The organism is Saccharothrix deserti, from assembly GCF_009769385.1.
Classification (GTDB): domain Bacteria; phylum Actinomycetota; class Actinomycetes; order Mycobacteriales; family Pseudonocardiaceae; genus Actinosynnema; species Actinosynnema deserti.
Genome location: NZ_VKAB01000001.1, coordinates 206,197 through 233,195 on the forward strand (window position 1 = coordinate 206,197; position 26,999 = coordinate 233,195).

Below are 26,999 nucleotides of genomic sequence, written 5' to 3' on the forward strand. Positions count from 1 at the left end.
CACGCTTTTCGATCGTCGGAAAATCAGGCGCGAGCGGCCGACCTCTGGGCGACCTCGCCCGCCGTCTGCGGAGCAGCGGCAATGCAACACTGCCCGGAACCCGCTGCGCCCACACCTCGACACGCCGTAGCCTGCCCGTCGTGTCCACACCACTGCTGTGGCGCGTGCTGACCGCCGTCGACCAAGGGTTCGTCGGCCTCAGCGGACGACTCGAAGTCACCGGTGACATCCCGGCGGACCTCAGGGGACGTCCCCTGCTGCTCGCGTCCAACCACATCGGCAACCTCGACCCGTTCGTGCTGATCGCGGCGTGCCGCAGGATGGGTGTCGCGCCGCGCTTCCTGCTCGCGGGCGGGCTGCTCGACGCACCGATCATGGGGCCCGCGCTGAAAGCGTCCGGCCACCTGCGCGTGGACCGCGCGGCGGCCGACGTCGGCACGGCCTACGACCGCACCGTCGAGGCGTTGCGGCGCGGCGGCGACCCGATCGCCATGTACCCGGAGGGCAAGATCAGCCTCGATCCGGGGCTGTGGCCGGAGCGGGGCAAGACGGGTGCGGCGAGGCTCGCGCTGAGCGGCGGCATCCCGGTGATCCCGGTCAGCCAGTGGGGCGCGCACGAGGCCGTGTACTGGGGCAACACCGGGGTCAGCGGATGGGACGACTTCAAGCCGTACCTGACGTCCTACCTGCGTGGGTTGCGGCGGCGGCCGACGTTCAAGGTGCACTTCGGCAAGCCGGTGGACCTGTCGGGTCTGGAGGACGGCAAGCCGGGTGACGCGCGGCGGGCGCACGAGCGGATCATGCGCGCGATCACGGCGGGCCTGGTGCCGTTGCGGATCGACGAGCCGGACCTGCCGAAGTTCCACGACCCCACGCGGCCGACGACGGGCAGGAGCCCGTGGCGCCCGGAGTGAGCAGCTGACCGGAACCGGTCACGTCCGGCTCCGGCGCTCGGTGACGAAGCAGGCTGGATTCCGGTGGGCAACCCGGCTCACCGGAACAGGAGGTACTGCTATGCGCAACCGTGGTTGGGCGGCGCGCGGCAAGAACTGGCGCGGCAAGAACTGGCGCGAGGTCGTGCGCAACAAGAGCTGGTGAGGTCCTGATCAGCCACCCGTCGGCGCGACGTCGGCGGGTGGTTGGTCCGCGCGGCGCCAAGCCACCGCGCAGGCGAACGAGCACAGCGCACCCGTCGCACCGGCCACGGCGGTCGCGATCGCCGGGTCCCACAGGTCGGCCATCACCCCGCCGATGAACACCGCGATGCCCTGCGCGGCGACGATGCCCGAGGCCGCCACTCCGATGGCACGGCCCCGGTCGGCGTCGGGGGTCGCCCGGACGAAGCCCGACTGGGTTTGCAGCAGGTACGCCGTGGACGCCGCGCCGGACAGGCTCCACAGGGCGAAGGTGAGCACGAGACCCGGCCGGAACGCGCACAGCACCAGCGGAATCCCGGCGCAGACCGCGAGCACGCCGACCAGCCGGGCGCGGTGGTGCGCGGGCACGTACCGGACGAACAGCCAGGCCCCGAGGACGCTGCCCAACGGATCGGCGGCCATGAGCACACCGACGACCGCCGGTCCCGCGCCGAGTTGGTCGGCGTAGGGGGCGGCGAGCGCCTCCGGCACGACGTACCAGCCGACCAGCCACGCCAGCAGGACGAGGACACGGCGCCGCGGGTCGGCGGCGATCGAGGTGATCACCCCGCGCACCGAACCCCCGGTGTCCCGCGTCGCGGTGGGCGTGGGCCGGTTCGCCACACCGATCCGGATCAGGGCCGCGGACAGCAGGAACGTCACCGCGTCGGCCACCAGCGCGAGCCCCGGGCTGATCGCGGCGACCAGCACACCGCCACCTGCGAACCCGACCAGTTGCGCGGCCTGACTGGTCATCTGCCGGACGGCGAGGCCTCGGTCGTACAGCTCGCCGGGCAGCACGTCCGGCAGCAACGCGCCCTGGGCGGCGGCGAACGGCGAACCCAGCAGAACCACGACGACCAGCAACGCGCACAACGCCCACAGCGGCAGCCCCGGCATCGCCATCGCCGCGACCAGCACGGCCCGCGCCACGTCGGCGCCGACCATGACCGCACGCCGCCGGAACCGGTCGGCGAGCCACGACAACAACACCCCGCCGAGCAACGCGGGCAGGAACGTCAACGCGTAGACGGCCGCCGACCAGAGCGCCGACTGCGTGCGCCCGTACACCAGCACCGCCAGCGCCACCCGTGCCAGCTGGTCACCGAAGATCGACAGCAGCTCCGCCGACCACAGGAACCGGAACTCGCGAACACCGAACACCGCGATCACGGATGCGTTGCGGCGGTTCACTCACACATCGTGTCGGCGGCACGCTGCGGGACCGGCGGGCTGTCCGCTAGCTGCCAGTCACGTCAGCGCACGACTTTGATGTTGAACGTCGCGGTGCCCAGGGACTGCATCAGGCGCAGCCACAGCGGCAGGTACATCTCGGCGCCGCGAGCCGTGGTGATGTCGCCCAGGTCCACGACGTCGGTGTGGCCGAACTGCTCGAGCAGTCCGGCCACCACCGCCTTGGCTTCACCGTCGTTCCCGGAGACGAACACCGTGTGGTCCGCCCCGGCCACCAGGTCCGGGTGCACCATCACGTGGGCGGCGACGGTGTTCAGCGCCTTCACCACGCGTGCTCCGGGGTGCGCCCGCTGGATCTGCTCGCCCAGCGAGTCGGTGTCCTTGACCGACATGGCGGGTGGGAAGCCGCTGGAGGCGTCGAGCGCGTTGGCGACGTCGAGCACGATCTTGCCGTCCAGCGGGGCCGCGGCGGCGAGGATGTCGAGGGCCGCGTTCCCGTTGCCCGCGTTGACGACCACCTCGGCACGTACCGCCGCCGCGGCGAAGGTCTCCAGCTCGACCGCCGGGTGTTCACCGCGCCAGGCCACGAACGCCTCGTCCGGCCTGGCCAGGGACTTGGCCACGTCACGCGTGCCCATCCGCACGTCGTGGCCGAGTTCGGACAGCCGACCCGCCAGGGCCTGGCCCGCCGTGCCGGTGCCGAGCACGCCGATCCTCATCACGCCACCTCCACGGACACGTCCGTCCACTCGGGGTGCACCAAAGCTACGCCGTGCACGCGAACCGGGCCCACCAGCGCGAACGCTCGTGGGCCCGGGGCAGCGGGAGGTCAGTTCACCGGGATGATGGTCGGCACGATCATCGGCCGGCGGCGGTAGGTCTCGGCGACCCAGCGGCCCACCACGCGGCGCACGGCCTGGGCGATGCGGTGCGAGTCGGTGATGCCCTCGGCCTCGGTGCGGGACAGCTCCATCTCCACCAGCGAGATGGCCTGGTCGAGGGCCTTCGGGTCGTCGGAGAACCCGCGGCCGGAGACGGTCGGCGGCGCGACCGCGCGACCGTTGGTGGAGTCCACGGCCACGGTGATGGCGATGAACCCGCCCTCGCCGAGCACGAGCCGGTCGGACAGCGTCGACTCGCCGACGTCGCCGACGGACAGACCGTCCACGTAGACGTGCCCGACCTCGACCTTGCCGCTGATCGCGGCCTTGCCGTCGACCAGGTCGACCACCACGCCGTCCTCGGCGATGACGACCCGCTCCTCGCTCACGCCGGTCGCCACGGCCAGCGCCGCGTTCGCCCGCAGGTGCCGCCACTCGCCGTGCACGGGCAGCACGTTCGACGGCCGCACCGCGTTGTAGAGGAACAGCAGCTCACCGGCGGGCGAGTGGCCGGACACGTGCACCTTGGCGTTGCCCTGGTGCACGACCGTCGCGCCGAGCCTGGCCAGGCCGTTGACCACGCCGAACACCGCGTTCTCGTTGCCCGGGATCAGCGACGACGCCAGCACGATCGTGTCACCGGCCTTGATCGAGATCTGCCGGTGCTCGCCGCGCGCCATCCGGGACAGCGCCGACAGCGGCTCGCCCTGCGACCCGGTCGACACGAACATCACCTGGTCCTCGGGCATGTCCATGGCCTCGTTGAGGTCCACGAACAGCCCGTCCGGCACGTTCAGGTAGCCGAGTTCGGCCGCGATGCCCATGTTGCGCACCATCGACCGGCCGACCAGCGCGACCCGCCGGTTGTACTGCACGGCCACGTCCAGCACCTGCTGCACGCGGTGCACGTGGGAGGCGAAGCACGCCACGATCACCCGCTGGTTGGCCTTGCGGATGACGTTCTCCAGCACCGGCCCGATCTCGCGCTCCGGCGCGACGAACCCCGGCACCTCGGCGTTGGTCGAGTCGACCAGGAACAGGTCGACGCCCTCGTCGCCGAGCCGGGAGAACCCGGCCAGGTCGGTCAGCCTGCCGTCCAGGGGCAGCTGGTCGAGCTTGATGTCGCCGGTGTGCAGCACCAGGCCGGCCGAGGTGCGGATGGCGACCGCGACGGCGTCCGGGATGGAGTGGTTGACCGCGAAGAACTCCAGCTCGTACGGCCCGAACGAGCGCCGCTCGCCGTCGGTGATCTCCATCAGCCGGGGCGTCTGGCGGTGCTCCTTGCACTTGGCCGCGAGCAGCGCCAGGGTGAACCGCGAGCCCACGACGGGCAGGTCCGGGCGCAGCTTGAGCAGGAACGGCACCGCGCCGATGTGGTCCTCGTGCCCGTGGGTGAGCACCAGCGCGTCGATGTCGTCCAACCGGTCCTCGATGGCCCGGAAGTCCGGCAGGATCAGGTCGACGCCCGGCTGGTCGTCCTCGGGGAACAGCACGCCGCAGTCCACGACGAGCAGCCGGCCGGCGTGCTCGAACACCGTCATGTTGCGGCCGATCTCGCCAATTCCGCCCAGAGCGACGACGCGCAGACCTCCGTCTGGCAGTGCGGGCGGGGGTGAGTTCGGGTTGATCACGCGTTGACTCCCAATTCGGCCTGTACGGCCTCGATGTCCTCGGTTGAAGCGGGTACCAGCGGCAACCTCGGGTCCCCCACGTCGACGCCGCGCAAACGCAGCGCGGTCTTGGCGTAGGTGACGCCGGGCATCCGGCTGAAGGGCCGCAGCAGCGGCAGCAGCGAGTGGTGGATCGCGGTCGCGCCGGCGACGTCGCCCGACTCGAACGCGTCGAGCATGTCGCGCAGCCGGTCCGCGGCGATGTGCGAGATGACGCTGACGAAACCGACCGCGCCGACCGACAGCCACGGCAGGTTCAGCGGGTCGTCACCGGAGTAGTAGGCCAGATCCGTGTTCGCGATGACCTTGCTACCGGCGAGCAGGTCGCCCTTGGCGTCCTTCACGGCGACGATACGCGGGTGCTCGGCGAGCCTCAGCAGGGTTTCCACGGCGATGGGGATGACGGTGCGCGGCGGGATGTCGTAGAGCATGACCGGCACGTCCACCTGGTCGGCCACGGTGGTGAAGTGCGCGTACACACCCTCCTGGGTGGGCCGCGAGTAGTACGGGGTGACCAGCAGCAGCCCGTGCGCGCCCGCCGCCTCGGCCTGCTTGGCGAGGTGCACGCTGTGCGCGGTGTCGTACGTGCCGGCGCCGCTGACCACGGTGACGCGGTCGCCGACCGCCTCCACCACGGCCCGGATCAGGTCGGCCTTCTCGGCGTCGCTCGTGGTGGGGCTCTCGCCGGTGGTGCCGTTGACGACGAGGCCGTCGTTGCCCAGTCCGACCAGGTGCTCGGCGAGGTGCTGAGCCTTGTCCAGGTCCACCGCCCCCTTGGCGTCGAACGGGGTGACCATGGCGGTGAGCACGCGGCCGAACGGGCGGCCGGGCGAGGCGGTAGGACTTCCGGTCATATGTGGAAATCTACCGCGTCACCCTCCGCAAGCTGCGACTACATGCTCCGGTCGAGCCCTCGCACGAGCCGCACCGCCTTGTCGTCGCCGTCGTACTCCACGTGTGCGGCGGCGCGCCCGAACACGTGCACGAGCAATTCCGAGACTTGTCCGGTCAGCACCACGGGGTCCGCGCCACGCCTGGCCACGACCGACTCGCCGTCCGGGCGGCGCAGCACGACGCCCACCGGGCTCTTGCGGTACATCAGCCGGGCGGCGGGCGCCAGCCGCTGCCACAGCGCCGCGTCCCGTACCGGATCGGGTGAACGTGGCTCCCAGTCGTCCCTCGCCCGGCGCACGTCCTCGTGGTGCACGAAGTACTCGACGGCGTTGACCGCCTCGTCGACCAGCGCGTACGGGGAGAGGCGGGGCGGGCCGGTGCGGACCAGCTCGACCAACTCGTCCCACGGTTTGGCGGCGTAGGCGTCCTGGACGCGTTGGGTGTGCCCGGCCAGCGGCTTGAGCACGATGCCCGCCGCCGCGTCCGGCCGGCGTTCCCGCAGCACGAGGTGCGCGGCCAGGTCACGGGTGCGCCACGGGTCGCACAGGGTGGGCGCGTCCGGGCCCACCTGGAGGAACAGTTCGGTCAGCTGCCTGCGTTCGTCCTGCGCGACGCCCATGGCCCCAAGCTACTTGGCGTACACCTGCTCGGACAGCGCGGTGCCGTCCTTGTTCCACAGCACGCAGGTGATCTCACGGTGGCCCTTCTCCGACGACGAGGAGGAAGTCGGGTCCACCTGCCACTCCCCGGAGGTCGGCATCAGGGCGACATAGCGGAACCTGGACTCCTTGTCCTCCGACGGGATGCGCGCGGACATGAAGTACATCGTGCAGAAGTTCTCCCCGTACTTCTTGATCCACTCGTCGCCGGGGTAGGCCATCTTCTCCGAGCCGAACGGTTGGGACACCGCGTAGACCTCGACTCGGTGCGATTCGTCGCACTCGGTGCGGTTGACCGTGGTGCTGGGGTCGAGGAAGTTGTCGCCGCAGTCCCCGTTGTTGAGGTCGAACTGGTCGAGGCTCATCGTGCCGCCGGCGCCGTAGGTGATCGTCTCAGCCATCGCGGCGGGCGGCTGTTCGGTGAACACCCACCGGCCGAGGAACACGCCGCCGACGAGAAGCGCCACCGCCGCCACCGCCGTGCCGGTGATCAGCACGCCCTTCAGCCACGGCTTCCGCACGGCGGTCGGGGCGGTGTAGTGCACGGTCGGGTGCTGCGGCGCGCCGAAACCGTTCGGCGGGGTGGGCTGGGCGACGGCGCGTTCCAGCATGGCGCGGGCCTGCGGGCCGGTCAGCCGGGCGTTCGGGTCGGGCATCAGCAGACCGGTGATCACCGCACCGAGCACGCCGTTCGCCCTGGTCAGCCGGGGCATCTCGGTCATGATCGCGTTCAGGGTGGACGCGGTGGACGTGCGCTCGTACGGGTTGGCGCCCTCCACGGCGTAGCAGAGCGTCGCGCCCAGCGCCCACAGGTCGGAGGCGGGCGACGCCTCGTGGCCGTGGATGCGTTCCGGCGACATGTAGGCGGGCGAGCCGATGAGGCTGCCGCTGGTCGTCAGCCGCGGGTCGTCCACGGCCTGGGCGATGCCGAAGTCGGTGAGCTTCACCCGGCCGTTGGGCGTGACCATGAGGTTGCCGGGCTTGACGTCGCGGTGCACGATGCCCGCCTGGTGCGCGGAGTCCAACGCGGACAGCGCCTGGATGGCGATCGAGATGACCCGGTCCTGCGGCATCGGGCCGTGCGCGTTGATCAGCGTGGACAGCGTGGCGGCCTCGACCAGCTCCATCACGATGTAGGTCATGCCGCCCTCGGCGACCACGTCGAACACGGTCACCACGGCGGGGTCGTTGAGCCTGCCCGCGGTGCGCGCCTCGCGGAGCACCCGCTCCTCCAGCACCCGGCGCTCCTCCGGCGCGATGCCGTCGGGCAGGTGCAGCTCCTTGATCGCCACCTGGCGGCCGATCACGTTGTCCTGCGCGCGCCAGACGACGCCCATGCCGCCGCGTCCGAGCTCGGCGAGCAGGGTGTACCTGCCCGCGATCACGCGGGGTTGGGCGCTCACACCTTGGGGACCAGTCACCGTCACTCCTCGAAACCCGACCGCGGACCGGGCGGAACGCTACTTCAGACCCTCTATCGCCCGATCCGGTTTCACGGTTTCGTGACTTCGTGCCCGGACGCGCGCAACGCCTGCACCGCGCGGCCCAGGTCACCCGCCTTCACCAGCAGGTGGTCGGTGTCGTAAGTGGACAACGCGAACAAACTCACACCCGCCGCGGCCAGTTCACCCGACAGCGCCGCCATGATTCCCGTCAGGGTGAACTCCAACGGACCGCGCACGGTGAGCAGCCGCCAACCGGGCTGCGCGGTGTCCGACCGCGGAGCGTGGTCTGCCGGGCACACAATGGACAGTTCGTCGGGCGTCCTGGTCACCGAGACGAGACCCGGCGCGTCGAGCAGCCCGGCCGGGACCGGGGCGTCCGGGGCGAGCCGCGCGACCGTGTACTCGCCCGGCTGGACGTCGACGATCAGCCGCTTCACCGGCCGTCAGCCTTCGGTGACCATGGGGCTGGAGGCGACCTCGGTGCCGTCGGACAGGGTGGAGATGGTGAAGTCGGCGAACACGTTGGCCGCCGCCTTCTGGAGCTGGCGCAGGCACTCCACGGCCAGGGCGCGGATCTCCACGTCGGCGTGCTCGGTGGCGCGCATCGCGATGAAGTGCCGCCACGCGCGGTAGTTGCCGGTGACCACGATCCGGGTCTCGGTGGCATTGGGCAGGATCGCGCGGGCCGCCTGGCGGGCCTGCTTGCGGCGCAGGGTGGCGCTGGGGACGTCGGAGAACTTCTCCTCCAGGCCCTTCAGCAGCTCGTTGTAGGCGTCGACGCCGGCCTGGGCGGCGGCGAGGAACTTCTCGTGCAGCTCGGGGTCGTTCGCGATGACGTCCGGCTCGACCATGGCGGCGTTGCGCTCGGGCACGTACCGCTGGGACAGCTGCGAGTACGAGAAGTGGCGGTGCCGGATCAGCTCGTGGGTGAGCGACCGGGAGATGCCGGTCAGGTAGAAGCTGACCGAGCCGTGTTCGAGGACGGACAGGTGGCCGACCTCGATGATGTGCTTGATGTAGCCGGCGTTCGTGGCGGTGGCCGGGTTCGGCTTCGTCCAGGACTGGTAGCAGGCGCGGCCGGCGAACTCGGCCAGCGCCTCGCCGCCGTCGGCGTCGGTGGACCACGGGACGCCGTCCGGGGGGAAGAACTCCGTCTTCGCGATCAACTGCACCTTCGGCGCCACCGTCTCAGCCATGGCCCGAACCCTAACCGAAGCCACCACGCACGCCTGCTGGTGACCGGCCGTTCGGCCGCCGGGCTCGCGTCCGTTCGCCGGCGGGTATGCGGGTCGTCACACGGTGAGCGGTGATGTCATGAACGACATCACCGATTCCCTTGACTAATGTCACTCATGACGTCATGGTGGTGTCATGGATCTGTCGCCGTACATCGCAGCACTGCGCGAGGACCTCGCGACGGCCGCGTCCGCCGGGGACGACAACACCCGGCGCACCGCGGCCCTGCTGTCCGCAGCTTTGGAGCCCGCCGCGCGGCTCGCGCTCATGAACGCTCTGTCCGACCTGGCCGCGGAGGTCACCGCGGCCCTCGACGGCCCCGTCGTCGACGTGCGGTTGGACGGACGGGACGTGCAGGTGGTCGTCACCGGCACGGCCGCTCGGGAGGAACACGAACCCGAGCCGCAGGAAGTTCCCCGGCCCGCCTCAGGCGACGCCACGCGCGTCACCCTGCGGTTGCTGGACGAGCTGAAGGCCAAGGCCGAACAGGCGGCCGCGGCGCAGGGGATGTCCCTGAACACGTTCGTCGCGCAGGCCGTGCAGGGCGCGGTCGGCGGGCGTCGTGGTGGGGGTCATCACGGCGGGGGTCACAAGCACTGGGGGCCGCCGAAGGACGAGCAGGGCGGCGGCGGTTCGTCGTCGTCCTCCCGCGTCCGCGGCTGGGTTCAGGGCTGAGGAGGGGGATCATGGAATCGGATGTCGTGCGGCAGCAGAGCTTCGAGGTCGAAGGTGTCGTGGAGATCGACGTGGCGCTGCTCGCCGGCCGGGTGCGGGTGCACCTGGTTGACGAGCCGGGTGTGCACGTCGAGGTGAAGCACGACCCGTCGCCCGCTGATTCGTGGACGCAAGGACTCTCCGGGCTGTTGACCTGGGTGAACGACCAGTTCGGCAGCGGGCGCGGCCAGCCGGCCGGTCCGGAGGAGGCGGTGCGGGACGCGCGGGTGGAGCTGTCCGGCTCGCGGTTGAAGGTGCAGTCGTCCAAGGCGCTGCCGTTGCGCGCGGTGCCGCTGCACGTGACCGTGCGTGCGCCGCTCGGGTCGCACGTTATCGCCAAGGCCGGTGCGGCGGACGTGACCGTGACCGGTGCGGCGGGTCGGCTGGAGATCCAGACCGGCACGGGTGACATCACGGCGGACCGCGCGGACGCGTCGGCACAGGTCAACTCGGGGTCGGGCAAGGTGCGGCTGGGGCCGATGCTCGGCGGGCTGCGGGCGAAGACCGGGAGCGGCGACATCGAGGTGTCGTCGATCGGCGGGAACACTGTCCTCTACACCGGCACCGGTGACGTGTGGCTCGGGGCCGTGCAGAACGACGTCCAGGTGCGGACGGGCAGCGGTGACGTCACCGTCGCCGACGCCGCGTCCGGCCGGATCCAGATGGGCACCGGCTCGGGCGACGTCCGCGTGGGCGTGCGGCCCGGTGTGGCGGCGCGGGTCGACCTGGTCTCCAGCTCGGGCTCGGCGCGCAGCGAACTGGACGTCTCGGACACCCCGCCGGAAGGCGAACCGTCCCTCTTCATCACCGGCCGAACCAGCAGCGGCACCGCCCTGGTAACCACCGCGACCACGGCCTGAACACCGGAGCCGGCCCGAAAGCGGGCCTGGCGTGAGACCCGCTGCGGCGTGCGCACCCCCGATGCGCGCGCCGCAGCGTCACTTCGTCAGCAGCGCGATCCGCGCGGTCACCACGTGGCCGGGACCGTGGAATCTCGTCGCGAACTCCAACGCAGCGCGGAGTAGGCCCAGCTTGCCTTCCTGTGCCTCGGCGGCCACACGAGCGGCGACCACACGAGCACTGTCAGGGATATACGCCGCCGCCTGCGCCAAGCCCAGGGGAAGGTCGCCCAGGTGTTCGGCGAGGCGGTCGGCGTGCCCCGTGATGCCGCGCTTGCGGAGGAACGCGACCGACTCCGAGCGGCTGGCGAAGGGGGTTGCGGGGTGGGAGGTTCCGGATTGGCGGTGTCGGCGGGGTGGGTTCGGACCGGGTGGGCTCGGGCGGATTGGTGATCAGGTCGCGGCCTGCCTGGTAGGACCGGCTGTTGCCCTTCGCCTCGGCGTGTTGGCCTGACGTCACCTCGTGGACTTCAGTCCTGACACGACAAGGGAAACGACGGCGCCGAACGCGATGTCGATGTCCGGTTGGGACCAGTCCTTGGCGTAGGCCGGGTCGTGGAAGCGGACGGTGGCGTCGAAGACGGCGCGGGCGGTGCGGTGGGGGTCTCCGGTGGTGAAGTCGCCGGTGGCCACGCCATCGGCGATGATCTTGGCCAGGTCTTCTTCCAGTTGGCTGATGTGGGTGGCGACCACGGAGCTGCTCTCCTTCACGAGGACCGAGAAGGTGGCGAACAGTTCCGGGTCGCCGAGGGCCTTTCGCCGCTTCGCCTCGAAGAGGGCGGCCAGCCAGTCCTCGAGGCGTTGAGGCGGTGGGGTGTCGCCGGCAGCGAGGTCGCTCAGGCCCGCGTGGGCGCGGTCCAGCCAGCGCTGGGTGACCGCCTCGCGCAGCGCGGTCTTGGTGGGGAAGTGCCGGTAGACGCTGCCGTGGCTCACGCCCAGCGCACGGGCCACGTCCACGACCGTCGCCTTGGCCGGGCCGTAGCGGCGGAGGACGTCCTCCGTGGTGCTGAGGATGACCTCAGCGGTCAGTGCGCCTTCCGCCACGTGGTGCTCCCCTGGTGTCGCCGAGTGGTCCGGTCAATTGTGCGCGCACCGGACGGCGGGCTCGACCAAGGTCGGTGGTCGCCGGCTTGTGCTCACCGGCCTTGTGCTCGCCGGTCAGTGCTCGCTGTCCAGGTGGGCCATCTGGACCGCCGCGTAGCGGTCGCCCGCCGCCGCGCCCGGCGGGATGGCGGATTCGATCTGGGCCAGGTCGGATTCGGTGAGGGTGATGTCGAGCGCGCCCAGGGCTTCGGTCAGGCGGTCCCGGCGGCGGGCACCCACCAGCGGCACGATGTCGTCGCCTTGGGCGAGGACCCAGGCGATGGCCAGTTGGGCGACCGTGGTGCCCTTCTCGGCGGCGACGGCGCGCAGGGCTTCCACCAACGACAGGTTGTGGTCGAGGTTGTCGCCCTGGAAGCGCGGGGAGACGGCGCGGAAGTCGCTTGTTTCCCGCGACGGGGTCCAGTGGCCCGAGATCAGGCCTCGGGAGAGGACGCCGTACGCGGTGATCCCGATGCCCAGCTCGCGGGCGGTCGGGAGGATCGATTCCTCGATGCCCCGCGAGACCAGCGAGTACTCGATCTGGAGGTCGACGATCGGGTGGACGGCGTGGGCGCGGCGGAGGGTCTCCGCGCCCACCTCGGACAGGCCGACGTGGCGGACGTGGCCCTTCTCGACCTGTTCCTTGATCGCGCCGACGGTCTCCTCGATCGAGACCGACGGGTCCAGGCGGGCCGGGCGGTAGACGTCGACGTGGTCGGTGCCCAGCCTGCGGAGCGTGTAGGCGAGGTAGTTGGCGACCGACTCGGGCCTGCCGTCGTTGCCGCGCCAGCCGCCGTCGGCATCGCGCAGGGCGCCGAACTTGACGCTGATCGCCAACTCCTCGCGGTTCCGGTCGCGGAGGGCCTGGCGGATCAGCATCTCGTTGTGGCCCATGCCGTAGAAGTCGCCGGTGTCGAGCAGGGTCACACCCGCGTCGACGGCGGCGTGGATGGTGGCCACGCTCTCCGCGTCGTCGGCCGGGCCGTACAGGTCGGACATGCCCATGCAGCCCAGGCCGAGCGCCGAGACCTCCGGGCCCGTCGCGCCCAGACGGCGACGGCGGGTGACTTGGTTCGTGGAGTTCGTCATGACCCCAGTATGCGTGTTGGGCTGACAGATTTCAATATTTGTCAGCCCATCGGATGGTGGCGGTCAGCGGGTGACCGCCTTGAGGGTCGGCGCGAGGTCGCCGCGGGGCATCACCTCGACGTCGTCCAGCTCCAGCCAGTCGGCCATGTGGCGCAGCTCGGCGGCCAGTTCGACGGCGACGCGGCCGATGTCGGCGGTCGGCTCCGAGTACGCCGCCTGCACGCGCAGCACGCCCGCGGCGCGGTCCGCCTTCAGGTCCACCCGCCCCACCAGCTCGCCGTCCAGCAGGAACGGGAACACGTAGTACCCGTGCACCCGCTTCTGCGCCGGCACGTAGATCTCGATCCGGTAGAAGAAGTCGAAGATCCGCTCCGTCCGGGCCCGCTCCCAGATCAACGGGTCGAACGGGCACAGCAACGCCCGGCCGGTGATCCTGCGCGGCACGCGCGCCTCGACGTGCTTGTACGCGGGCACGCCCCAGCCCTGCACCTCGACCGGCTCGAGCACACCGGCGTCGACCAGCTCCGCCACGGCCTGCCGGCTGCGCGCGGGCTGGAGCCGGTAGTAGTCACGCAGGTCCGGCTCCGTCGCCACACCCAAAGCCGTCGCCGCACGGGCCACCAGCTCGCGCGAACCCTCCTCGGCCGAGATCGACATCCGCCTGGCCAGCACCTCCGGCGGCAGCACGCGTTCGGTCACGTCGTACAGCCGCTCGAAGCTGCGCCGAGACCCCGTCGTCAACGCGCCCTCGCCGAACAGGTACTCGCACACCTTCTTGACCTCGGACCAGTTCCAGCCCCAGTGCTCCTTGGCCCGCGGCCCGCCACCGGCCAACGCCTTCTCGATCGCACCGGCGCCGACCGGCCCCAGTTCCTTCACCACCGCCAGGATGTCGTCCACCAGCTGCGGCGAGCGCTCGGCGATCGCCGTGTACCCCTTCCACCACCCCGGCCGCTTGGCCCCGGAGTGCAGCAGCGGCCAGTCCTCCACCGGCACCAGGCTCGCCTCGTGCGCCCAGTACTCCACCAATAAGCGCGGTTTGCGGGCGCTGTGCGACCACGCCGCCTCGTCCAGCAACGACGGCGCGTACGCACCGACCCTGCTGAACAACGGCATGTAATGCGCGCGGACGGCCACGTTCACCGAGTCGAGCTGCAACAGCCGCACGCGTGACAGCACCTTCTGGAGGTGCCGCCGGGTGGGCGCGGCGGCGGGCCGCGGGTCGGCGAAACCCTGCGCGGCCAACGCGATGCGGCGGGCGACGTCTGCGCTCATCTTCTGCACGCCGGGATACTCCCACTCAGGTACGACATTTCCGCTCGGCCCGCACGACCAGGAGCACCGCCAGCACCACCAGCAGGCCCCCGAGCAGTTGGAACAGCCCGAACCTCTCGTCGGCCAGCCACACCCCGAGCACCACCGCGATCACCGGGTTCACGTACGCGTAGGTCGCCACGGTCGACACCGGCAACTGCCCCAGCACGTACACGTACGAGCTGAACGCCAGCAGCGACCCGAACACCACCAAGTACCCCCACGCGACCCACGACGACGTGGTGATCGCGCCGAACGACACCCGCTCCCCCGCGACCAGCCCGACGATCGTCAACGCCGCCCCGCCGGCCAACATCTCCACCGCCGACAGCGCGAACGGGTTCGCGGGCGTGGGCAGCCGACCGCTCAGGAACGACCCCAGCGCCCACCCGAACGCCGCCAGCAGCACCACCCACGGCCCCCACCACGACGACTGGCCCACGTCGTCCAACAACAACGCCGCCAACCCGACGAGCCCGATCGCCACGCCCGCGTACGTCACCTTGTGCGGCCGTTCCCCGGCGAACCGCCGCATCAGCACCACGTACAGCGGCACGGACGCCACCAGCAGCGCCGCCAGCCCGGACGCCACCGACTGCTCGGCCAGCACCACGAGCCCGTTGCCCCACGCGGGCAACAGCAGTCCCAGCAGCACCGCCGCGCCGAACTGCCGCCGCGTCATCCGCAGACTGCCCCGCCACGCCACGAGCAGCGCCAACACCAGCCCGGCGGCGAGGAACCTGGTCCCGCCCGACAGCAGCGGCGGCATCGACTCGATGCTGAACCGGATGGCCAGGTAGGTGGAACCCCAGACCACGTACACGACGCCCAACGCTGCCCAACGCACGTCACCGACGCTTTCACGCGGCACCAGGCGGAATCACGCGGATTTCCGCCGCTAGGGTTCCCGTATGGCCGACGCCACAGTGCGCACCGCGCAGCCCGACGACGTGGCGGAGATCGCCCGCATCCACCGAGACACCTGGCGAACCGCCTACAAGGACCTCCTGCCCGCCGAAGTCCTGCAAGCGATCGACGTCGACGAGACCTCTCCCGCGTGGGCCGAGGCGGTCGAGGACGGTCAGGTGTTCGTCGCCTTCGAAGGCACCTGGACGGTCGGTTTCTGCATCGCCGGGATGGCCCCCGAAGAAGAAGTGGCCCGCGCGGACGGCTCCCTGCCCGAGGACGCCGCGACAACGGCACTGGTGAGCGTGCTGGTGGAACCGCGCTGGGGACGACGCGGGCACGGCGGCAGGCTGCTCGCCACGGCGGCCCGGCACCTGAGTGAAGCCGGTGCCACCAGGGGTGTCGCGTGGGTGCCGGAGGCGGACAAGGCCTCGATCGGCTTCTACGGCAAGGCGGACTGGGAGGCCGACGGCACGGTGCGCACCCTGGACGCCGGCGGACGACCGTTGCGCGAAATAAGGGTGACCGGGGGGTTGTCCCTACTGCTGACGTCCTGAGAGCACGGGTAGCCTCGGCCGGGTGCTCGGGTGGTTGTGCCTCACGTTCGGCGTCGCGTTCGGTTCCTCGTTGCTGCCTTTGATCAGCATCGAGATCTTCGTGGTCGGCCTGGTGACCCAACAACCCGGCATCTCGTGCTGGTGGATCGGGCTCGTGGTGGCCGTGGGCCAGGTGCTGGGGAAGATGTTCTACTTCCTGGCCGCACGCGGTTCGCTGCACCTGCCCGCGTTATTGAGGCGCAAGGAGAAGCCGGCCAAGCCGTTGTCGCCCTGGCGGCAGAAGTGGAAGACGCGGCTGGAGTGGGTGCGCGTGCGCTGCCACCGGCACCCGCAGTGGATGTTCGGCACGCACGCGGTCAGCTCGGTGGTCGGCTTACCGCCGTTCATGTTCACCTGCGTGCTGGCCGGTCTGGCCGGCATGTCGTCCTGGCTCTTCGTCTCCACCGGCATGATCGGCCGGTTCGCCCGGTTCACCGTGCTGGCCGCCTCCCCCGCCGCACTGGCCGGCTGGTTGGTGCACTGACGCCCGCGGGTGGGCCCCCGCCGCGTTCGTAGCGCACCAGGCGCTGCTCCGGGAGCGTCAACCCGTAGTGGTCGTGCAGCTCGACGTGGGCGGCGTCGGACAGCTCCGGTCCGTCGACCCGAGGCGCGTCCTCGACCTCGCGCTTGTCCACCGGCACGACGAGCCTGCGGTCGCGCACCTGGGCGCCGCGGATGGGCACGAGTGTGGTGCCCCCGTTCCTGCGCACCGCGGCCCACAGCGGGCGGCCGTCGGCGAGCCACAGTTCGGTGACCGGTCCGATGGGCCGGCCGTGCCGGTCGAGCAGGTCACAGTCGTAGAGGCGGTCCACCGCTGATCGATCCATGCTCAATCGGCTACCCGGCCATTCGGGTGAATGCACGTCGAACCACCCGGTCGTGTGACCGCTGAATGAGCGTGAGCGGGTTCAGACCCGATTCGCCGGGGATGGGAACAGGTCGATGGCCTTGCGCATGGTCTCCCGCGCCCGGCCCCGGTCACCGGCCAGGTCGTACGCCTGGGCCAGCAGGAACCACGCCCGCCAGTCCTCCGGCCGCGCCTCGACGTCGGCCAGGCGCTCCTCGAACCACGCGTCGGCGGCCTCCCGGTCCACCCGCCCGGACGGACGGCGCGGCAACCCGGAGGTGTCGAGGAGACCGCCCTCCGCGTCGAGTTGCCGCGCCATCCGCTCGGTGGTGAAACCGAACTTCAGGTTCGTCCACGCGATCCACGCGCCGATCAGCGGCAGCAGCAGCACGCCGACACCGAGACCGATGCCGACCGGGTCGCCGGTGCCCAGCAGCACCACGGCCCGGCCGCCGAGCAGCACGAAGTACACCGCCAACGCGGCGGTGATGAGGATCGCGACGGTACGGGTGTTCATCGGGACAGGGTCTTCACCGGGTCAGAGGTCCATGAACTTGTCGAGCCCCACGGACAACCCCGGGTGCCGGGCGATCGACCGCACGGCCAGCAGCACACCCGGCATGAACGACTTGCGGTCCAGCGAGTCGTGCCGCAGCGTCAGCGTCTCGCCCTCGGTGCCGAACACGACCTCCTGGTGCGCGATGAGCCCGGCCACGCGCAGCGAGTGCACCCGCACGTCGCCCACCAGGGTCCCGCGCGCGCCCGGCGCCTCCTGGGTCGTCGCGTCCGGCATCGGGCCCAGGCCCGCCACCTCGCGCGCCTGCGAGATCAGCCGGGCGGTGTGCGCGGCCGTTCCGGAGGGCGCGTCCACCTTGCGCGGGTGGTGCAGCTCGATGACCTCGACCGACTCGTAGTACCGGGCGGCCAGCTCGGCGAACCGCATGGACAGCACCGCGCCGATGGCGAAGTTCGGCGCGACCAGCACACCCAGCCCCGGCTTCGGCTCCAGCCACTCCGCGACCTTGGCCAGCCGCTGGGCGTCGAACCCCGAGGTGCCCACGACGGCGTGGATGTCGTTGTCGACGCAGAACCGGATGTTGTCCATCACCACCTCGGGGCTGGTGAAGTCGACCACCACCTCGGCCCCGGCGTCGGCCAGGTTGAACAGCCAGTCGCCCGCGTCGACCATCGCGACGACTTCCATGTCCGGCGCGGCCTCGACCGCGCGGCACACCTCGGCGCCCATGCGGCCCCGGGCGCCGATGACGCCCACTCGGAGTGGTTCGGCCGAAGACTCGCTCGCGGAGTCGAGCTGGGATTCCGAAGACTCGCTTGCGGGTTCGGGCGAGGACTGGGAACTCAAGAGATCACCTCGTGCACCTGGGACGGCAGATCGTCGGCGTGAGCGTAAGGGCCGACGACTGCGGCGGCGATCGGACGCCGCAGCAAGTCACGCGCCAACGTCGCCACCTCGTCCGAGGTGACCTCGTCGATGCGCGCCAACGTCTGCTCCACGGACAGGTAGTCGCCGTAGTTCAGCTCGCCCTTGCCGATGCGCGACATCCGCGAGCTGGTGTCCTCCAGGCCCAGCACGAGCCCGCCGCGCAGCTGCCCCTTGCCGCGGGCCACCTCCGCGTCGGCCAGCCCTTCACGGGCCACGGTGGACAGCACGTCGCGCACCACACCGGCCACGTCGCCGAGCCGGTCCGGCTGGCAGCCCGCGTAGATCGACAACGTGCCCGCGTCCGCGTACATGCCCACCGACGAGTACACCTGGTACGCCAGGCCGCGCCGTTCCCGGACTTCCTGGAACAGCCGCGAGCTCATGCCGCCGCCCAGCGCCGCGTTCAGCACGTTCAACGCGAACCGACGCTCGTCGTGCCGGTCCAGTCCGCGCACGCCCAGCATCAGGTGCGCCTGCTCGGTGTCGTCGGTGTGCAGCACGAGCTTGCGCGAACCGGGGATGCGGGCCCGGCCGGCGCGCGGTGCGACGGGCGTGCCGACGCGGTCCAGCCGGTCCCCGATCTGCTTGCGCACCAAGCGCATCACCTGCGCGTGGTCGATGTTGCCCGCCACCGCGAGCACCATCCGCGGCAGCGTGTAGCGGCGCTTGTAGAACCCGAACAGCGCGTCGCGGTCCATGTCCCCGATGGACTGCTCGGTGCCCAGCACCGGCCGTCCCAGCGCGTGCTCGCCCAGCAGGGCGTCGAGGAACGCGTCGTGCAGCAGGTCTTCCGGGTCGTCGTCGCGCATCGCGATCTCTTCGAGCACGACACCGCGTTCGGTCTCGAAGTCACGCGGCTCGCACAGCGCGTCGAACACCACGTCGCACACCAGGTCCATCGCCAACGGCAGGTCCTCGTCGAGGACGTGCGCGTAGTAGCAGGTGTGTTCCTTGGCGGTGAACGCGTTCAGCTCGCCGCCGACCGCGTCGATCTCCTCGGCGATCTGCGCGGCCGTGCGGTTCGCGGTGCCCTTGAACAGCAGGTGTTCCAGGTAGTGCGCCGCGCCCGCGACCTCGATCCGCTCGTCGCGCGACCCGACCTGCACCCACAGGCCCACCGACGCCGACCGCACACCGGGGATCCGCTCGGTGATGACCCGCAGACCCGACGGCAGCACGCTGCGGCGCACGGCCACGCCCGCGTCACCGCGTTCCAACGCCACCGTGCTGCCGGGCTTCTGGAGGTGGCCGAGCCTGCGGGTAAGCGGACGGCCGCGAGTGCCAGAAGCACTCGCGGCCGTCCCGTTGACGCCAACCGTCACGGAGCCAACCCTCACTGGGCAGGGGCCTCGGCGGGTGCGGTGTCCTGGGCGGGCGCGTCGCCGGCCGGGGCCGACTCGGCGTCGTCGTTGACCAGGACCAGGCTGATCTTGCCGCGCTGGTCGATGTCGGCGATCTCCACCTGGAGCTTGTCGCCGACCTTGACCACGTCCTCGACCTTGGCGATGCGCTTGCCGTTGCCCAGCTTCGAGATGTGGATCAGGCCGTCCTTGCCCGGGAGCAGGGACACGAACGCGCCGAACGCCGCGGTCTTCACCACGGTGCCCAGGAAGCGCTCGCCCACCTTCGGCAGCTGCGGGTTCGCGATCGCGTTGATCAGGCCGATCGCGGCCTCGGCCGACGGGCCGTCCGCCGCGCCGACGTAGATCGTGCCGTCGTCCTCGATGGAGATGTCGGCGCCGGTCTGCTCGGTGATCGAGTTGATCATCTTGCCCTTCGGGCCGATGACCTCGCCGATCTTGTCGGTCGGGATCTTCACCGACGTCACGCGCGGCGCGAACGGGCTCATCTCGTCCGGGCTGTCGATGGCCTCGGCCATGACCTCCAGGATGGTCAGGCGCGCGTCACGGGCCTGGCCCAGGGCCGCGCCCAAGACCTCGGACGGGATGCCGTCCAGCTTGGTGTCGAGCTGGAGCGCGGTGACGAACTCCTTGGTGCCGGCGACCTTGAAGTCCATGTCGCCGAACGCGTCCTCGGCGCCGAGGATGTCGGTCAGCGCGACGTACTCCGTCTTGCCGTCGACCTCGTCCGACACCAGGCCCATGGCGATGCCCGAGACCGGCGCCTTCAGCGGCACACCGGCGTTGAGCAGCGACATCGTGGACGCGCAGACCGAGCCCATCGACGTCGAGCCGTTGGAGCTCAGCGCCTCGGACACCTGGCGGATCGCGTAGGGGAACTCCTCTCGCTTGGGCAGCACGGGCATCAGCGCCCGCTCGGCCAGCGCGCCGTGGCCGATCTCGCGGCGCTTGGGCGAGCCCACGCGGCCGGTCTCACCGGTGGAGAACGGCGGGAAGTTGTAGTGGTGCAGGTAGCGCTTGTGCGTCTCCGGGGACAGCGAGTCGATCTGCTGTTCCATGCGCAGCATGTTCAGCGTGGTGACACCCAGGATCTGGGTCTCGCCGCGCTCGAACAGCGCCGAGCCGTGCGCCCGCGGGATCAGCTCGACCTCGGCCGACAGCGACCGGATCTCGGTGAGGCCGCGACCGTCGATGCGCACCTTCTCGCGCAGGATGCGCTGGCGCACGAGCTTCTTGGTCAGCGAGCGGAACGCCGCGCCGACCTCCTTCTCGCGACCCTCGAACTGCTCGGCCAGCTTCTCCAGCACCGACGCCTTGATCTCGTCGATGCGGGACTCGCGGTCCTGCTTGCCGCCGATGGTCAGCGCCTGCGCCAGCTCGCCGCCCGCGGCCTGCTCGACGGCCTCGAAGGCGTCGGCCTGGTAGGCCGGGTAGGTCGGGAACTCGCCGGTGGCCTTCGCCGCGACCTGCGCCAGCTGGGCCTGCGCGTCGCACAGCGCCTTGATGAACGGCTTGGACGCCTCCAGACCGGCGGCCACGACCTCTTCGGTTGGCGCCTGCGCGCCCTCGCCGATCAGGTCGATGACGTTGTCGGTGGCCTCGGCCTCGACCATCATGATCGCGACGTCGTCACCGACGACACGGCCGGCGACGACCATGTCGAACACGGCCTTCTCCAGCTGCTCGTGGGTCGGGAACGCCACCCACTGGCCCTCGATCAGCGCCACCCGGACGCCGCCGATGGGGCCGGAGAACGGCAGACCCGCGAGCTGCGTGGACGCGGACGCGGCGTTGATCGCCACCACGTCGTACAGGTCCTGCGGGTTCAGGCTCATCACCGTGATGACGACCTGGATCTCGTTGCGCAGACCGTCCACGAAGGACGGGCGCAGCGGCCGGTCGATGAGGCGACAGGTCAGGATCGCGTCGGTCGACGGGCGGCCTTCGCGGCGGAAGAACGAGCCGGGGATGCGGCCCGCGGCGTACATGCGCTCCTCGACGTCCACCGTGAGGGGGAAGAAGTCGAAGTGCTCCTTGGGGTGCTTCGACGCCGTCGTCGCCGACAGCAGCATCGTCTCGTCGTCCAGGTAGGCGACGACCGAGCCCGCCGCCTGGCGGGCCAGGCGACCGGTTTCGAAGCGGATGGTACGGGCGCCGAAACGACCGTTGTCGATCACGGCTGAAGTCTCGTGGACCTCGATGTCCGTCATGTGCGGATACTCCTCGTCATGCGGGCCACAGCGCGCTCAGGCGCGGGATCGCGGTTCGGACGAGGCCGGTCTTCGATCGAAGTCCCCTGGGTTTCCTCTACCAGGGGGCCACTACCGAGGACCGGCGAACTGTCGTCCCGTGCGCCGCGCGTCTGCGTCCCTCGTCTTTGTTGTCGAATTACGCCGAGGGGGAGTGACCGTGGTGGTCACTCCCCCTCGGCACGTCTCACCTGCGCAGGCCGAGCCGCCCGATGAGGGCGCGGTAGCGCTGGATGTCCACCTTCTGGAGGTAGTTCAGCAGCCGGCGACGCCGGCCGACCAGCAGGAGCAGGCCACGACGCGAGTGGTGGTCGTGCTTGTGCTTCTTCAGGTGCTCCGTCAGGTCGGCGATGCGCTTGCTCAGCAGCGCGACCTGGGCCTCGGCGGAACCGGTGTCCGTGTCGTGGACGCCGTACTCGGCGAGGATGGTCTTCTTTTCCTGAGTGGTCAGTGCCACGTGTTCGTTACTCCTTGTGCTGGTTAAGTGCCGTGCGGCCCCGAATGAGCGGGGTAGTCGGTGCTGGCCGCCACGGACCGCAGCCAGACCCAACTGTCGAGGTTACCAGCAGTGCCCGCGGACTACGCGTTTGACGTGCTCAAGGGCACTCGGTCCAGCACCGTGTAGCCCTCCGGCCGGCGGCTGCGCACCAGCACGACCTCCGTCGCGGTCCACTCACGACCGGTGAACTCCACGTGCGGCAGCACGCCGCCACCGCGGGCGACCGTCAGATGTGGACGCCAGTCCAGCGGCACCCCGGCCGCCTCGCCCAGTTCGGCCAGCTCGCCGTCCACCCCGATCCACAGCACGTGCCGGAACGCGCCGCTGCCGCGCAGCCTCAGCACGGGCGCGGACACGCGTTCGAGGCCGGCGAGCTGACCGGCGGGCTCGGCCTCGCCGAAGAACCGGACCGTGACGTGCCAGCGTGCCGGGTGCTGCCAGTGGAGCCGGGGGTGCGCCTCGCGGACGGGGCGGAGGGCGTCGTGCAGCTCCTCGACGACGTCGTCCGGCGGGAAGATGGCGGAGAACAGGCTCACCGGGGCGGGTTCTCAGACCTCGCGGCCCTTGCCCGCGCGGCGCAGCAGCTCCGCCAGCGCCGGGAAGTCCTCGCCCAGCACGTCGGCGGCCTGCGACAGCTCGCGGCGGTCGGCCAGCCGGCGCAGGAACGGGAACACCACGGCCTCGTCGTCGGTGCCGTTCACGGGCAGTGAGTCGCGGCTCACCGTCGGCTTCGACTGGCGCACGTCCTCCAGCGCGCGCTGCAACGCCTCGGGGGCGCCGCTGGCCACGTCGGGGGTGAGGACCTTGCGCTCCAACATGATCATCCGGGCCAGCACGGAGGGGTTGCCGATCTTGGCCCGCCGGCCGCTCATCACCTGGCTCAGCATGGGCGCGCTGATCCCCAGCACGTCCGCGAGCTGCGCCTGCGAGACGCTGAACGCGACCACAAGCCGCCGCACCCGGTCCCCCAGGGGTTCCCCGTACCACTCCCGCTGCAACGCGAGATTGCGCTGGACGATCTTGTGGTCCTCCACCTTCGCCTCTCCCCTGACCGACGGACGTGACAGGCATCTTGCCAGGTGGTCAGGTGTCACACGGACGGTTCCACCCAGCTGGTTCAACCGTCAGGCGCCATCCGCGTCGACCAGGAGGTCACGGGTCACGGCGACGTCGCGGTGCATCTGCTCCAGCAGCGACTCGACGCTGTCGAACTTCTCCATGTCGCGCAGCCGGTCGACGAAGTCCAGCGCCACCCGCTGCCCGTAGAAGTCCTCGTCCACGTCCAGCACGAACGCCTCGACCCGCCGTTCCCGGCCGGAGAACGTCGGGTTGGTGCCCACGCTCACCGCGGCCTTCAGGCGGCGGCCGGAGCCGTGCACGAACCAGCACGCGTACACGCCGTCCGCGGGCACGGCGGCGAACCGCGCGGTGGACAGGTTGGCCGTGGGGAAGCCCAGTTCCTTGCCGCGACCGTCGCCGCGCACCACGATGCCCTCCAACCGGTGCGGCCGGCCGAGCGCCTGGGCGGCGGTGGACACGTCACCCGCGTCGATGCACGCCCGGATGTAGGTCGACGAGTACGTCAACCCGTCGTCGGTCACCAGATCGGCTCCCTCGGTGACGAAGCCGAACCGCTTGCCCAACGCGCGCAGCAGGTCCACGTTGCCCGCCGCCTTGTGGCCGAAGGTGAAGTTCTCCCCCACCACCACGGCGGCCACGTGCAGCCGGTCCACCAGCACCTCGTGCGCGAACTCGTCGGCGGGCATGCGCGCCACCTCGGCGGTGAACGGGATCACGCAGAAGACGTCCACGCCCAGGCCCTCGACCAGCTCGGCACGCCGGTGCAGGCTGGTCAGCTGGGCCGGGTGGCTGCCCGGCCGGACCACCTCGGACGGGTGCGGGTCGAAGGTGATGACGACGCTGGGCACGCCCTTCTCCGCGGCCAACCCGACGGCCCGGTTGATCAACGCCTGGTGCCCGCGGTGCACCCCGTCGAACACGCCGATGGTCACGACGCAGCGGCCCCAGCCGCCCGGTAGGTGGTCAAGCCCTCGCCAGCGTTGCACGCGGGCAAGCCTACGGGTTGGGGTTGACGTCCCGTCCGGCCTGGTAGATCGTGCCACCCTCGTGGGCGATCGCGTTCTGGTTGACCGTGGTCGACGAGTCGAGCTTGTCGACGTTGAGCTGGTCGACGAAGCCCACCTGGAGGACGGGGCCGGTCACGGGGCTGTTGGCGGTGTAGGTGTTGTGCACGGTGCGCGGCCGCGTCCGCGGTTCCGGTGCGGGGGCCGGTTCCGGTGTCGGCGCGGCGGCCGGTGGCGGTGTCGGTGCGGTTGTCGGTGTCGGTGCGGTTGTCGGTGTCGGTGCGGTTGTCGGTGTGGGTGCGGTTGTGGGTGCGTCCGCCGCTGTCACCGGCTGCACGCGCATCGCGATGACCACGCCCGACGCCGTGAGCAGCACGACCGCCGCCCACGCCCAGGGGTTCCCGCCACCGTCCGTGGCCAGGTTGATCGCCACCCCGGTGCCCGACGTCACCAGACCGGCCGCCGCCGGCCACATCCATCTCGCCATGGCGTCCACGGTAGGGCCTACCCGGCGGCGTTGAGTACCACCAACGGCTTGGCGATCGGCCCCTCGTCCTTGGCCAGCGCCACCACGTGCCCGTCCGGGCCGAACACGCCGTAGGTGCCGTCCAGCCCGCCGGCGGCCAGGCGTTGGCCGTGCGACAGGGCGACCGCCTCGCGTGGCGCGATCTCGCGGCGCGGGAACGCGGTCGACACGGCGGCGTCGAGGTCGAGGGACAGGCCCGGCGCGTTCTCCAGCTGCTCCAGGGTCTTGGCCACGCGCAGGTCGAACGGGCCGACGCGGGTGCGGCGCAGCGCCGCCAGGTGGCCGCCGACACCGAGGTCCGCGCCCAGGTCGCGGGCCAGCGCGCGCACGTACGTCCCGGACGAGCACTCCACCATCACGTCCAGCTCGGTGGCGTTGTCCTCGCGGCGGATCGACAGCACGTCGAAGCGGTGCACGGTGACCGGGCGCGCCGGGATCTCCACGACCTCACCGGCCCGGACCCGCGCGTACGCGCGCTTGCCGTCGATCTTCACCGCGCTCACCGCGCTCGGCACCTGCTCGATCGGGCCGGTCAGCTTCGCCACCCCGGCCCGGATCGCGTCCTCGTCCACGTCGGACGCGTCGACCTCGGCCAGCACCTCGCCCTCGGCGTCGTCGGTCGTGGTGGAGGTGCCGAGGCGGATCGTCGACAGGTACGCCTTGCTGTCCAGCGCCAGGTGGCCGAGCAGCTTCGTGGCCCGCTCGATGCCGAGCACGAGCACGCCGGTCGCCATCGGGTCGAGCGTGCCCGCGTGCCCGACCTTGCGGGTGCCGAGGATGCGGCGGACCTTGGCCACCACGTCGTGCGAGGTCATGCCGTCGGGCTTGTCGATCACGACGAGACCGGGCGGGACAGCGGGCCTGGACGAGCGGGTACCAGAAGATGCGGACACGACCGAGCATCCTAGGCCTCGGCGAAGACGTCCCAACGCCGGCGACGCAACTGCACGGGCACATCCTCGCCCCGGTCCTCGGCGGCGAACACCGCGGTGCGCGCCCGACGCCACCACACGACCGTGCGCCACACGCCGACCAGCAGCACCGCCACCACGGAAAGGAACGCGATCCGGTACGCCTGCGGCGCCGCGACCACGGGCTCGACCACGTCCAGCAGCACGCCCACGACGAGCGCGGTGAACGTGACCGCGCCGAACCCGCCGACGTTCGCCACACCGGTCGCCGTGCTCACCCGGTGCATCGGGTTGTAGTCGCGCACCAGCGCGAACGCCACGCCGGACACCGGGTTGCCCACCGCCAGCACCGCGAACAGCAGGTACAGCACCGGAGTCGGCAGCACGCCGCCCGGCCAGCCGAGCAGCACCGCCCAGCACAGCACGGCCGCGGCGAGGTACCAGCCGACGATCGGCATCCGCCACTCCGGCCGGCTCGCGATCACCGTGCCCATCAGCGGCCCGGCCACGATCGCCACCAGCACCAACGTGCTCAGCACCGCCGACGCCGACGGACGCGACAGGCCCTGTGCCTCGACCAGGTACGGGAAGCCCCACAGCAGGCCGAGCAGCGCGGGCGTAGCCATGGACGTGAAGTGCACCCAGAACCCCAGCCGCGTCCTCGGCTCGCACCAGGCGTCCTTCACCCGGGCGCCCAGGCCGCGAAACGGCACGGGTTCGACCACCGGGAGCGGCACGCCGGCGGGCACCTCGCGGACCCGCCACGCGACCACTCCCGCGTACAGCGCCGTCGCCAGGCCCGCGATCAGGAACGTCACCGTCCAGCCGGCGTTGTCCAGCAGGAGCGTCAACGGCACCGTGGCCACGAAGTTGCCCGCGCCGCCCAGTGCGGCGGACAGCGTCATCACGACCGTGAACCGGCGCGGCGGGAAGTGGGCGGCGGCCAGGCGCAGCACGCTGATCCACGTCATGGCGTCGCCGATGCCGAGGACGGCACGTGCGGCCAGGCCCAGGGGATAGGAGTCGGCGATCGCGAACAGGACCTGGCCGGTGCCCATGAGCAGGGCGGCGGCGGTGAGCACGCGGCGCGGGCCGAAGCGGTCCACCAGCAGGCCGGTGGGGATCTGCATCAGCGCGTAGAGGCCGATCTGGAGCACGGTGAACGTGCCGAGCGCGGCGGGTCCGATGGAGAAGCGGTCGCCGGCCTCCAGGCCGGCCACACCGAGGGAAGTCCGGTGGAAGAGCGCGGCGATGTAGACGACGACGGCGGTTGACCAGATCAGCCACGCTTGTCTGGTGGCACGATCGACCGGCAAGGCGGGTCTCCTAAGGCTTCCGTGCGGCGGCACTCCCGATATCGAG

At 71.0% G+C, this 26,999-nt stretch carries 30 protein-coding genes; 5 read left to right on the forward strand and 25 right to left on the reverse strand.

From position 1 onward, the window contains the following. Positions 1 to 140: 140 nt before the first annotated feature. Positions 141 to 914 carry a lysophospholipid acyltransferase family protein gene (locus tag FM051_RS12425; protein WP_158843076.1) on the forward strand — a complete coding sequence of 258 codons (774 nt, stop codon included), beginning with the start codon at positions 141 to 143 and terminating at the stop codon, positions 912 to 914. Between the two features lie 192 nt (positions 915 to 1,106). Here the strand turns inward: FM051_RS12425 and FM051_RS12430 are convergent, their stop codons facing one another. The 8 genes from FM051_RS12430 to thyX form a co-directional block, all read right to left on the reverse strand. Beyond that, positions 1,107 to 2,330, reverse strand: a complete 1,224-nt coding sequence (locus FM051_RS12430; protein ID WP_238412346.1) for an MFS transporter — start codon at positions 2,328 to 2,330, stop codon at positions 1,107 to 1,109. 62 nt (positions 2,331 to 2,392) lie between these two features. After that, positions 2,393 to 3,049 carry an NADPH-dependent F420 reductase gene (locus FM051_RS12435; protein WP_158843077.1) on the reverse strand — a complete coding sequence of 219 codons (657 nt, stop codon included), beginning with the start codon at positions 3,047 to 3,049 and terminating at the stop codon, positions 2,393 to 2,395. Between the two features lie 110 nt (positions 3,050 to 3,159). Beyond that, complete coding sequence (locus FM051_RS12440; protein WP_158843078.1) at positions 3,160 to 4,842, reverse strand: ribonuclease J; 1,683 nt, start codon at positions 4,840 to 4,842, stop codon at positions 3,160 to 3,162. Next, positions 4,839 to 5,735 (reverse strand): 4-hydroxy-tetrahydrodipicolinate synthase, encoded by an 897-nt coding sequence (dapA, locus tag FM051_RS12445; RefSeq protein WP_158843079.1) that lies wholly within the window; start codon positions 5,733 to 5,735, stop codon positions 4,839 to 4,841. Before dapA ends, FM051_RS12440 begins: the two co-directional genes overlap by 4 nt. Before the next feature lie 38 nt (positions 5,736 to 5,773). Further along, on the reverse strand, positions 5,774 to 6,394 hold the full coding sequence (locus FM051_RS12450; RefSeq protein ID WP_158843080.1) for a TIGR03085 family metal-binding protein: 621 nt from the start codon (positions 6,392 to 6,394) through the stop codon (positions 5,774 to 5,776). Between the two features lie 9 nt (positions 6,395 to 6,403). After that, a complete protein-coding gene (locus FM051_RS12455; RefSeq protein WP_158843081.1) occupies positions 6,404 to 7,855 on the reverse strand; it encodes a serine/threonine-protein kinase in 1,452 nt (483 codons plus the stop codon). A 71-nt stretch (positions 7,856 to 7,926) separates the two neighbouring features. Further along, complete coding sequence (locus FM051_RS12460) at positions 7,927 to 8,316, reverse strand: ACT domain-containing protein (RefSeq protein WP_158843082.1); 390 nt, start codon at positions 8,314 to 8,316, stop codon at positions 7,927 to 7,929. A gap of 6 nt (positions 8,317 to 8,322) precedes the next feature. Next, entirely contained in the window at positions 8,323 to 9,075 is a 753-nt protein-coding gene (gene thyX / locus FM051_RS12465; protein ID WP_158843083.1) for an FAD-dependent thymidylate synthase, read from the reverse strand. A 175-nt stretch (positions 9,076 to 9,250) separates the two neighbouring features. On the opposite strand from thyX, the gene FM051_RS12470 reads away from it, so the two are divergent. Further along, positions 9,251 to 9,790 carry a toxin-antitoxin system HicB family antitoxin gene (locus tag FM051_RS12470; RefSeq protein WP_158843084.1) on the forward strand — a complete coding sequence of 180 codons (540 nt, stop codon included), beginning with the start codon at positions 9,251 to 9,253 and terminating at the stop codon, positions 9,788 to 9,790. Positions 9,791 to 9,801: 11 nt separating this feature from the next. Continuing rightward, positions 9,802 to 10,689, forward strand: a complete 888-nt coding sequence (locus tag FM051_RS12475; RefSeq protein WP_162470702.1) for a DUF4097 family beta strand repeat-containing protein — start codon at positions 9,802 to 9,804, stop codon at positions 10,687 to 10,689. 78 nt (positions 10,690 to 10,767) lie between these two features. Here FM051_RS12475 and FM051_RS53130 read toward each other — a convergent pair whose 3' ends face one another. The 5 genes from FM051_RS53130 to FM051_RS12495 form a co-directional block, all read right to left on the reverse strand. Beyond that, positions 10,768 to 10,902: a hypothetical protein gene (locus tag FM051_RS53130; protein ID WP_274383569.1), complete on the reverse strand. Its 135-nt coding sequence runs from the start codon at positions 10,900 to 10,902 to the stop codon at positions 10,768 to 10,770. Positions 10,903 to 11,184: 282 nt separating this feature from the next. Beyond that, positions 11,185 to 11,772: a TetR/AcrR family transcriptional regulator gene (locus tag FM051_RS12480; protein WP_158843085.1), complete on the reverse strand. Its 588-nt coding sequence runs from the start codon at positions 11,770 to 11,772 to the stop codon at positions 11,185 to 11,187. A 114-nt stretch (positions 11,773 to 11,886) separates the two neighbouring features. Then, positions 11,887 to 12,900, reverse strand: a complete 1,014-nt coding sequence (locus FM051_RS12485) for an aldo/keto reductase (RefSeq protein ID WP_158843086.1) — start codon at positions 12,898 to 12,900, stop codon at positions 11,887 to 11,889. 63 nt (positions 12,901 to 12,963) lie between these two features. Continuing rightward, positions 12,964 to 14,175: a winged helix-turn-helix domain-containing protein gene (locus tag FM051_RS12490; RefSeq protein ID WP_158843087.1), complete on the reverse strand. Its 1,212-nt coding sequence runs from the start codon at positions 14,173 to 14,175 to the stop codon at positions 12,964 to 12,966. Positions 14,176 to 14,200: 25 nt separating this feature from the next. After that, positions 14,201 to 15,061 carry an EamA family transporter gene (locus FM051_RS12495; protein ID WP_158843088.1) on the reverse strand — a complete coding sequence of 287 codons (861 nt, stop codon included), beginning with the start codon at positions 15,059 to 15,061 and terminating at the stop codon, positions 14,201 to 14,203. 64 nt (positions 15,062 to 15,125) lie between these two features. Here FM051_RS12495 and FM051_RS12500 point away from each other — a divergent pair, with 64 nt between their 5' ends. Together FM051_RS12500 and FM051_RS12505 are read left to right on the forward strand one after the other, a co-directional pair. Continuing rightward, entirely contained in the window at positions 15,126 to 15,677 is a 552-nt protein-coding gene (locus tag FM051_RS12500) for a GNAT family N-acetyltransferase (protein ID WP_158843089.1), read from the forward strand. 22 nt (positions 15,678 to 15,699) lie between these two features. Next, positions 15,700 to 16,200: a YqaA family protein gene (locus FM051_RS12505; RefSeq protein ID WP_158843090.1), complete on the forward strand. Its 501-nt coding sequence runs from the start codon at positions 15,700 to 15,702 to the stop codon at positions 16,198 to 16,200. On the opposite strand, the gene FM051_RS12510 is transcribed toward FM051_RS12505, so the two are convergent. The 12 genes from FM051_RS12510 to FM051_RS12565 form a co-directional block, all read right to left on the reverse strand. Beyond that, positions 16,148 to 16,543 carry a PRC-barrel domain-containing protein gene (locus FM051_RS12510; RefSeq protein WP_158843091.1) on the reverse strand — a complete coding sequence of 132 codons (396 nt, stop codon included), beginning with the start codon at positions 16,541 to 16,543 and terminating at the stop codon, positions 16,148 to 16,150. The genes FM051_RS12505 and FM051_RS12510 overlap by 53 nt on opposite strands. A gap of 81 nt (positions 16,544 to 16,624) precedes the next feature. Then, complete coding sequence (locus FM051_RS12515; RefSeq protein ID WP_158843092.1) at positions 16,625 to 17,080, reverse strand: tetratricopeptide repeat protein; 456 nt, start codon at positions 17,078 to 17,080, stop codon at positions 16,625 to 16,627. A gap of 21 nt (positions 17,081 to 17,101) precedes the next feature. After that, entirely contained in the window at positions 17,102 to 17,836 is a 735-nt protein-coding gene (dapB, locus tag FM051_RS12520) for a 4-hydroxy-tetrahydrodipicolinate reductase (RefSeq protein WP_274383570.1), read from the reverse strand. Between the two features lie 86 nt (positions 17,837 to 17,922). Then, on the reverse strand, positions 17,923 to 19,230 hold the full coding sequence (locus FM051_RS12525; RefSeq protein ID WP_420803596.1) for a M16 family metallopeptidase: 1,308 nt from the start codon (positions 19,228 to 19,230) through the stop codon (positions 17,923 to 17,925). 110 nt (positions 19,231 to 19,340) lie between these two features. Next, on the reverse strand, positions 19,341 to 21,578 hold the full coding sequence (locus FM051_RS12530; protein WP_158843095.1) for a polyribonucleotide nucleotidyltransferase: 2,238 nt from the start codon (positions 21,576 to 21,578) through the stop codon (positions 19,341 to 19,343). A gap of 226 nt (positions 21,579 to 21,804) precedes the next feature. After that, the gene (rpsO, locus tag FM051_RS12535) at positions 21,805 to 22,074 is read right to left on the reverse strand and encodes a 30S ribosomal protein S15 (protein WP_141981300.1); all 270 of its coding nucleotides are present in this window, start codon (positions 22,072 to 22,074) and stop codon (positions 21,805 to 21,807) included. Positions 22,075 to 22,196: 122 nt separating this feature from the next. Next, positions 22,197 to 22,652: a 2'-5' RNA ligase family protein gene (locus tag FM051_RS12540; RefSeq protein WP_158843096.1), complete on the reverse strand. Its 456-nt coding sequence runs from the start codon at positions 22,650 to 22,652 to the stop codon at positions 22,197 to 22,199. Positions 22,653 to 22,664: 12 nt separating this feature from the next. Continuing rightward, the gene (locus FM051_RS12545; protein ID WP_158843097.1) at positions 22,665 to 23,150 is read right to left on the reverse strand and encodes a helix-turn-helix domain-containing protein; all 486 of its coding nucleotides are present in this window, start codon (positions 23,148 to 23,150) and stop codon (positions 22,665 to 22,667) included. 90 nt (positions 23,151 to 23,240) lie between these two features. Then, complete coding sequence (locus tag FM051_RS12550; protein ID WP_158843098.1) at positions 23,241 to 24,182, reverse strand: bifunctional riboflavin kinase/FAD synthetase; 942 nt, start codon at positions 24,180 to 24,182, stop codon at positions 23,241 to 23,243. A 10-nt stretch (positions 24,183 to 24,192) separates the two neighbouring features. Continuing rightward, complete coding sequence (locus FM051_RS50490; protein WP_202918808.1) at positions 24,193 to 24,687, reverse strand: hypothetical protein; 495 nt, start codon at positions 24,685 to 24,687, stop codon at positions 24,193 to 24,195. Positions 24,688 to 24,704: 17 nt separating this feature from the next. Next, positions 24,705 to 25,562 carry a tRNA pseudouridine(55) synthase TruB gene (gene truB, locus FM051_RS12560; RefSeq protein WP_338019469.1) on the reverse strand — a complete coding sequence of 286 codons (858 nt, stop codon included), beginning with the start codon at positions 25,560 to 25,562 and terminating at the stop codon, positions 24,705 to 24,707. Positions 25,563 to 25,630: 68 nt separating this feature from the next. Continuing rightward, complete coding sequence (locus tag FM051_RS12565) at positions 25,631 to 26,953, reverse strand: MFS transporter (RefSeq protein ID WP_158843100.1); 1,323 nt, start codon at positions 26,951 to 26,953, stop codon at positions 25,631 to 25,633. Positions 26,954 to 26,999: the final 46 nt, after the last annotated feature.